The organism is uncultured Oceanicoccus sp. (assembly GCF_963968385.1).
Lineage (GTDB): Bacteria > Pseudomonadota > Gammaproteobacteria > Pseudomonadales > Dasaniaceae > Oceanicoccus.
Window position 1 is genome coordinate 1 of sequence record NZ_CAXAHB010000135.1, and the last position, 2342, is coordinate 2342.

A 2342-nucleotide genomic window follows, 5' to 3' on the forward strand; every position below is an offset into this window, starting at 1 on the left:
TCAACCGCTTTCATCAGACCGATATTGCCTTCTTGAATCAAGTCAAGAAACTGCAGGCCGCGGTTGGTATATTTTTTGGCGATAGAAATAACCAGACGTAAGTTGGCTTCGACCATTTCTTTTTTCGCGCGTCGGGCGCGAGCTTCGCCAATCGACATGCGACGATTAACTTCTTTGATATCGATAATGGTTAAATCCGTTTGTGCCTCTATCAGGGCAATTTTACGCTGCGCCCGAATAATCTCTTCACGATTGGCTTCCAGTATAGGGGCGGCATCTTGATTGGCTTTGATTTGGTCGTCTAGCCAGTCAAAATTTGTTTCAGAACCCTGGAAGGACTTTACAAAGTCTTTGCGCGACATTTTTGCCTGCTTGATGCAGATGCCCATAATCAAACGTTCATTTTCACGAATCACATTCAGTTTTGAGCGAACGCGAATAGACAGCGGTTCAAAAACCCGCGGCGTCAGTTTTAGAAACTTAAATAGTTCGGCCAGTTTTTGTAATTCTTTGGCGGCTTGTTTGCTGTAGCGGCTATGCTTTTCGATCGCTTTGTCGAGTTTATTTTGTTGCTTGCGAATCGCCGTAAAACGTTTTTTCGCTTCCACCGGGTCTGGGCCAGCGGGGGTATTGTCATCGTCGTCATCAGCGGCAGCAGCTTGTTGTTGCTGGGCGGCAGGTGGAACCACATCGGTAGGGTCAAGATAGCCAGTCAGGATGTCGGCCAAGCGGCGCTCTTCAGTGGCCACTTTGTCGTACTCGTCGATAATATCTTGTACCGCGCCGGGGTAGTAGGCAACGGCAGCCATGATATCGCGGATGCCTTCTTCTATACGCTTGGCAATGGCAATCTCGCCTTCGCGAGTTAGTAGCTCAACCGTACCCATTTCACGCATATACATACGCACGGGGTCGGTGGTGCGACCGGCTTCGGTTTCAACGGCAGCTAGGGCTGCAGCAGCTTCTGCGGCGGCGATATCATCGGTGGAATCTTCTTCCGACAGCAGGATTTCGTCGGCATCGGGCGCTTTTTCAAACACCTGAATACCCAAATCGTTGATCATCTGGATAATATCTTCAACCTGATCCGGATCAGAGATATCTTGAGGCAGGTGATCGTTAACCTCTGCGTATGTCAGGTAGCCTTGCTCTTTTCCCTTGGCAATAAGGGACTTTAAACGAGACTGCGTTTGTTCGGTATCGCTCATAGTAAATCGTTCACTGGGACGTTTGCGGAAGTTAGCCCGACATTATAACTTTATATGCCGCCCAAATACTAGCTTAATAACCGGTTGATTGGCGCAAAATGGGGGCTGCAGCGGCTTTTTAAGTGGTTCAAAGAGTGGCTTTGGGCGATGACGGGCCTTATACATCGTGTTTTTGGCCGAGTAATCGCTTGAGCTGCTGTTTTTCATCCTCACTTAACTGAGCGTAGTCCTTGGCTAATAGTTTGTCGACTTGATGGTCGAGTTGCTGTTGCTGATGCTTGCGTTCGAGATGTTGGAGTGTTTCTTTGAGCTCAAGTTCAATATCAGAGTCAGGGATAAATTGCTCCAGTTGTAGCAGTTGTTGCAAGGTTTCCCCCCATGCCTCGCCATACCAGTGGCCGATCAGCATGGAAGAGGTAGAATCGGGCCTTTTATGCAGTAACTCCAGTATGGCCGCCAGTAAGGGGGCATTATGGTCGTCGCTTTGGCTTAAAGCACTGGGGATGGCGACATGGCTAGCGGCCTTGGGCTCATGTAATAACAGGGCGATTGCATAGAGGATCGGATCTCTGGTGCTGTCTTGTTGGCTGGCGATCAATGGTGCCCTTTGTTTGGGCTGAGGGCTGATCTGACCAGAGGCTATGCCGGCAGATTTTTCAGTCGCCTCGGATTGTTTATTAGCCTGATGCCGTTGCAGGATTTTGGTGAGTTTTTCTTGTGACAGCCCAGTGCGCTCGGCCAGAGAGGACATCATTAGCTCTTTAAACACACCCTCGGGTAATTGATCGATGAGTGGCGCCGCCAGCTTACTGAGTCGGGCTTTGCCATCGAGCGATTCCAGCGCTAGGCCCTCGGCTTGCGAGTTAAATAGGAATTCCTCTAACGGTTCAGCTTTGTCGACCAGACGGATAAAGTCACTGGCACCAATGCTGCGTACCATGCTATCCGGGTCTTCCCCCTGCGGCAAAAATAGAAATCTGGCTTGCCGACCATCTTCCATTGCGGGTAGGGCTGACTCTAGCGCCCGCTTAGCGGCTTTGCGGCCAGCTTCGTCGCCATCGAAACAGAAAACGACCTCTGAGCATTGGCGAAATACCCGTTTTAAATGCTCTGTACTGGTGGCGGTACCCAGTG

Annotated in this window: 2 protein-coding genes; both read right to left on the minus strand. The window is 50.2% G+C overall.

Annotation, left to right across the window (positions count from 1 at the left end; all coding sequences use genetic code 11):
• Positions 1-1208: RNA polymerase sigma factor region1.1 domain-containing protein (locus AACP44_RS09035; protein ID WP_339340199.1), on the minus strand; the 1208-nt coding region annotated here is incomplete at its 3' end.
• Between the two features lie 157 nt (positions 1209-1365).
• Positions 1366-2342 (minus strand): toprim domain-containing protein (locus AACP44_RS09040; RefSeq protein ID WP_339340200.1); only part of this gene is annotated, 977 nt, incomplete at its 5' end.